At 46.7% G+C, this 4,843-nt stretch carries 5 protein-coding genes; 1 reads left to right on the top strand and 4 read right to left on the bottom strand.

Features of this window, described 5'->3' with window-relative positions; genetic code table 11:
• Window positions 1-159 precede the first annotated feature (159 nt).
• Window positions 160-756, top strand: coding sequence for a hypothetical protein (locus BG32_RS15115; RefSeq protein ID WP_006492814.1), 597 nt, complete (start codon window positions 160-162; stop codon window positions 754-756).
• Here BG32_RS15115 and BG32_RS15110 read toward each other — a convergent pair.
• The 4 genes from BG32_RS15110 to BG32_RS15095 form a co-directional block, all read right to left on the bottom strand.
• On the bottom strand, window positions 736-2,055 hold the full coding sequence (locus tag BG32_RS15110) for an SH3 domain-containing protein (protein ID WP_039883022.1): 1,320 nt from the start codon (window positions 2,053-2,055) through the stop codon (window positions 736-738). The genes BG32_RS15115 and BG32_RS15110 overlap by 21 nt on opposite strands.
• Window positions 2,056-2,066: 11 nt before the next feature.
• Window positions 2,067-2,897: a carbohydrate ABC transporter permease gene (locus tag BG32_RS15105; RefSeq protein ID WP_183084357.1), complete on the bottom strand. Its 831-nt coding sequence runs from the start codon at window positions 2,895-2,897 to the stop codon at window positions 2,067-2,069.
• A gap of 11 nt (window positions 2,898-2,908) precedes the next feature.
• Window positions 2,909-3,829, bottom strand: a complete 921-nt coding sequence (locus BG32_RS15100; RefSeq protein ID WP_236609214.1) for a carbohydrate ABC transporter permease — start codon at window positions 3,827-3,829, stop codon at window positions 2,909-2,911.
• Window positions 3,830-3,898: 69 nt separating this feature from the next.
• Window positions 3,899-4,843: extracellular solute-binding protein (locus BG32_RS15095; RefSeq protein WP_121527078.1), on the bottom strand; the 945-nt coding region annotated here is incomplete at its 5' end.

Below are 4,843 nucleotides of genomic sequence, written 5' to 3'. Positions count from 1 at the left end.
TCGTTGCATTCTTCAGAAACGTGAAATTCAAGTTCCTTTTTCTCTTCCATCATAAACCTCCGTTTGTCACTATTCGGTACATACTAACACAGGACCGAAGAAGACGCAACTTGCCGATGTGAATGTATTGATATACACTGTTTCTGGAGTGTGAGGGCATTGCTCGAAATCGAAAGGAAGTTTCTTTTCAAAACGAAGATTCCGGCAGAGGTGATAGAAGAGGCCACAAGGCATCTGCTGATAGTTCAGTGGTACCTCAACCCTCCTGATAGGCGTCGGATAAGGGTCAGTGTCGATGAATCAGATATTTATGTGGTTCAGACCTTGAAATCGGGAGCAGGCCTCATCAGGGAAGAGATCGAGAAAAAAGTCGATCTTTCACTGATAATCCAAATGAGAAAGGAACTGAGGGTCTCAAGGGCCGTTATGAAGTCGAGGCATGTTTACAAGAAAAATGAAATTGAAGGTGTCGTCGACTGGTATCTTCTACCGCGTATCGGTTACGTTCTCGAAGTTGAAACCTCTGATCCGGAAGCAGTACTGCCCGATCCCTGGAACTACTGGCCGCTTCCCCGTGACTCTTTTGAAGAAGTTACCGAAAATCGGTCATATACTGCGAGATCAATCTCTGTATCAATCAACAGCATAGCGGGAATAATCCCGGAGAGAATCGAATCGATCTCCGATCACCAGATCAGCGAGTTCCGTAAACTTCTTCAGCCAATTTATGGAGATTCAGGCGGAATCGATTCTTAGCGCCGTCGTAAGCTGCTCCAGATAGCTCTTATCGCTGTTCATAGTTCGGACCGACAGATCGACCACAAAGACACCGTGCACGGAAACCTTCTTACCTTTCGAATCCCGATAACCCGCCCCATCATGAATCGCAAAGAAGCGTCGATTCTCCTCCCCGAGGTAAATCAAAGTATGTCCAGGCATATACAAAGGATTACCCGGTTTCAAAGAGGACAGCTGAGACCTTCTGTTTTCAACATCACCTTCGAAAATTATCCTGTTGCTTGATCCAAAACGTTCCTGCGCCCAGGCATCTCGCGGTAAAAAGATTCCGAAGCTTGCATAGATGTCTCGAACGAATCTCGAACAATCCCTCCTGTTATAGAGGTCACCCCAGCCATATCTCTCTCCGAGCATTTTGAAGGCCTGATCCAGGATTGCTCTTCCTGTTAAATCTAGATCGCCAATTCGGACGTCTTCGCTCATTCTAACGAGTGCTTTCCTAAAGCCGAGCAAACCGAGCCTGTCTCTGTACGGAACTGAAACAGTGAAACAGGAGAATGGACCCTGAGCATGAAGGTTTTCGTTCTCCGTAGGCTTCTCAAGAGGCAGCCTGTCGCCCATCTGCAGAATGAGCCCGTGAGAGTTTATAGCAAAGGGATCTGGTTCGATCTCCACCCTGTTGCCCGTTGCGAGGAGGAATGGAGAAGCTTTCATGAAGGACATAACAGCTCCTCTTTTCTTGGCTGTTGCTGTATCGTTTGCCTTGATCCATCCCCTGTAAAAGGGCGTCTGAACAAAGAGCCATGACATATCCCTGCTTCGGGCAAGGAGTGCAAATGGAGTCCCGATACTCACGGCCGTTAACTGGAGCATATCGTTATCTATGTACTCATCACATGAAATAAGATCGGTTGGGAGAACCCTGAGATTCGTTCTCTGAGTCACCAAGCCGAATCTCACGGCCATATCCTGATTTAAGATAGCGGTTGCATTATCAACGATGTCGTTTCGAATCTCGGCCGGAACTTTGTCTCCTTCCGAGGTGAGAAGAGATCTTTGGAAGAAGGTTTCGGGAATCGTATCGTTAATCGATCTCCTCACTTCCTCGAAAGGAACCGAAGATGGACAGTCTTCCAAACTGCAAGCAAATTCTAATTTCCCGGCCTCTCTAGCTCGTAGGATTATTGCGCTGTTGAAGGATTCTATCTCGTCCTTCAACATCCAAACTGCGTCCGGGTTTTCCATTCTCCTACACCAGTAATCAGACTTTTGCTTTTCTGGTAACACTCCTTCAGGTGTCGCAATAAACTTTTCCATAGCCCACTCCTTCACTTTATCGCTCCTACCGTTATCCCTTTCAAGAAATACTTTTGGAAGGCAAGGAAAACTATGATCATCGGTATGGCCGAGTATGTAGCGCTTGCCATAAGGTATGAATATTGCATCGGTACCTGCTCCTGGAGAAGAGAAAGACCGGCCTGAAGGGTTCGCATCTCGGAGGTGTTCGTAACTATAAGTGGCCACAAGAAGCTGTTCCACTGTCTCATGAATGTGAATATTCCTAGAACAGCCATAGCCGGTTTAGAAATCGGGACAATGATCTTCGCAAAGGTTTTGAACTCGCTTGCGCCGTCAATTCTTGCCGCTTCGATAATCTCTGTGGGTACAGATACCATGAACTGTCTCATAAGGAAGACTCCAAAAGGCGCGGCAATAGCGGGCAGAATCAGCGCCTGATAAGTGTCCACCATCCCCATTTTCGAGATCAAGATGTACAGGGGCACAAGGGTTACCTGGGTTGGTATCATCATCGATGCGATATATATCGAGAATATCACCTTGCTTCCAGGGAATTTCTTCTTCGCGAGAGCGTAGCCTGCCATTGCACAGACGAAAATCTGAGCAAGAGTAACCGTTCCGGCAACAATAAAACTATTTAGAGTCCATCTAAAGATTATCTTTCTCTCGAAGAGATCCTTGAAATTCTGAAGAGTTGGATTCTTAGGGATGATATCTGGTGGAAACTTCATAGTCAGTGAAGGTTGCGTAAAAGCCGTTGCAACCATCCAGTAAAGGGGAATGAAGGCAAGTGATGCAAGCACCGCCAAAATAACCAGCGAAATTATCTTTTTTATGTTAGTCTTAGTCTTCGCTTTCACAGCCAATCACCTCAATACTCCACATTTGAGCCGAGCCACTTGAACTGGATTATTCCAAGAACTACCAGTATCGCAAACATAACCATCGACATTGCAGAAGCAAGGCCGAGATTATAGTTCTTAAAGGCGGTCTCGTAAATCAAATAGGCAACGGTCGTGGTGGAGAATTCCGGTCCGCCACTCGTCATAATGTATATGTTCGAGAAGGTCTGGAAATTCGCTATTGTACCCATTACGAGAGAGTAGAGAATAGTCGGTTTCAAGAGAGGTAAGGTAATCTTTCTGAAGATCGCCCAGGAACTGGCCCCTTCAAGCGTTGCAGCTTCAAAATAATACTCTGGTATCGATGCCATGGCCGCAGAGAGGAGCACTATTGTCGAACCCCCACCCATGATAACCTGCATCATTATTAAGGATGGCATTGCCGTCAAGGACCTTCCAAGCCACACTACTGGTTCCAGACCGAGCAAAGACATAAAATAGTTGAGTAGTCCGAAGTTAGGATTGAAAACCCAAAGCCAAATCATGGAAACAATGACCGTAGAAGTAACGTGGGGCAGATAAAAGGCTGCTTTGAAAAACGTTTGGATGCTCTTTCTAAACGGGTAAATGAGAACCGTGACAAGCAAGGCCTTTCCTAACCACAGTGGAACCACTCCAAAAGTGTATATAAAGGTGTTTTTCAGGGATTTTAGAAACAGCCAGTCGCTGAGAATACGTTTGTAGTTGTCGAACCAGACAAATGTCTGAGAAAAGACATTGTACTTAAACATACTCAGGTACATCCCCCAACCAACCGGTACAAGGAAGAATATCGCAAAGAGGGCAAAGTGCGGAAGAATGAAGAGATATCCCGATCTGCCCTTCCATACGTCTTTCAACGTAGTCTTTCGTTTTATTGGTTTAACTGGAATCTGCTCCAAATCGACCACCCCCATTAAATGGGAACAGCCCCGGGCCCTTGGGGCAGAGGCTGTTCCCTTCAACTCATTTGATTAGAATCAATAGTAAGAGAGTGCCCGGTTGGCTTCGGTTACAAAGCCGTCCAGGGCCTCCTGCGCTGTCTTAGTCTTTCCGAAAGCCCCCTGCATTGCGCTGGTGAAGAACTTGGATATCTCAGACCACGGGAAGCTCTGTGATCCAAAGAACTCCATTCCAGTCTCGTCCATTATCCTTGCGAATGTCTGAGCCTGCTCGTTCAAGTAAGCATCATTCTGGAAGAGCATGGCATTTACAGACTTTCTTGCAGTGAGATATATAAGGCTTTCCAGAAGAGCGGTGTTTTCCTTGTTCGTCAGGAATCTAGCGAACTCCATAACGGCTTCCTTCTTTGCCTCATCCTTCTGTTTGAAGACGACAAATCCACTGGCCGATGCATAAGATACGCCCTTATGTCCTTCGAGATGAGGGAACGGAGCAATCACCGGGTAGAAGGCTTCGGCAAGCTGGCCGGATTTTACATAACGTGTGATTCTTCCAATTTCGTAAGGACCGCCAAAACCTATACTGGTTCTGTGAGAGTGAAAGTTCCCAATTACGTCGTAAACACCCATAGCCTCGACTCCGCTAGGTGCAACTCCGTGAACTTCGACCAGATCGAGAAGGAACTGAAGTCCGGCAACTGCCTCTGGTGAGTTGAAGATGACCTTACTTTCATCTTCGTTGATAAGCTTTGCACCATGTGCGTAGATGAAATTCATGAGGTTGTGGGTATCCTGTGCTCCAAAGCTGATCGCATAGTGATCGATCTTTCCATCTCCATCGGAGTCCCATGTCAGCTTCTTCGCAATCTCCACAAACTCCTCCATAGTCCAGCCTTCTTCAACGATCTTCCGCCAATCGACCCCGGCCTTTTCGAAGTCTGGAGTGTAGAGAAGCATGCTCGTTCCCATACCGTTTGTTCCGAGATTCCACGGCCAGATGTAATGCTTGCCATCGACATAACC

This window comes from Mesotoga sp. HF07.pep.5.2.highcov (genome assembly GCF_003666285.1).
Taxonomy (GTDB): Bacteria; Thermotogota; Thermotogae; order Petrotogales; family Kosmotogaceae; genus Mesotoga; species Mesotoga prima.
This window is presented reverse-complemented; position numbering and strand designations above follow the sequence as displayed.

What these genes read in the sequence shown, in the direction of transcription:
- BG32_RS15110 (WP_039883022.1), bottom strand. Translation starts at nt 2,055, where the DNA reads ATGGAAAAGTTTATTGCGACACCTGAAGGAGTGTTACCAGAAAAGCAA.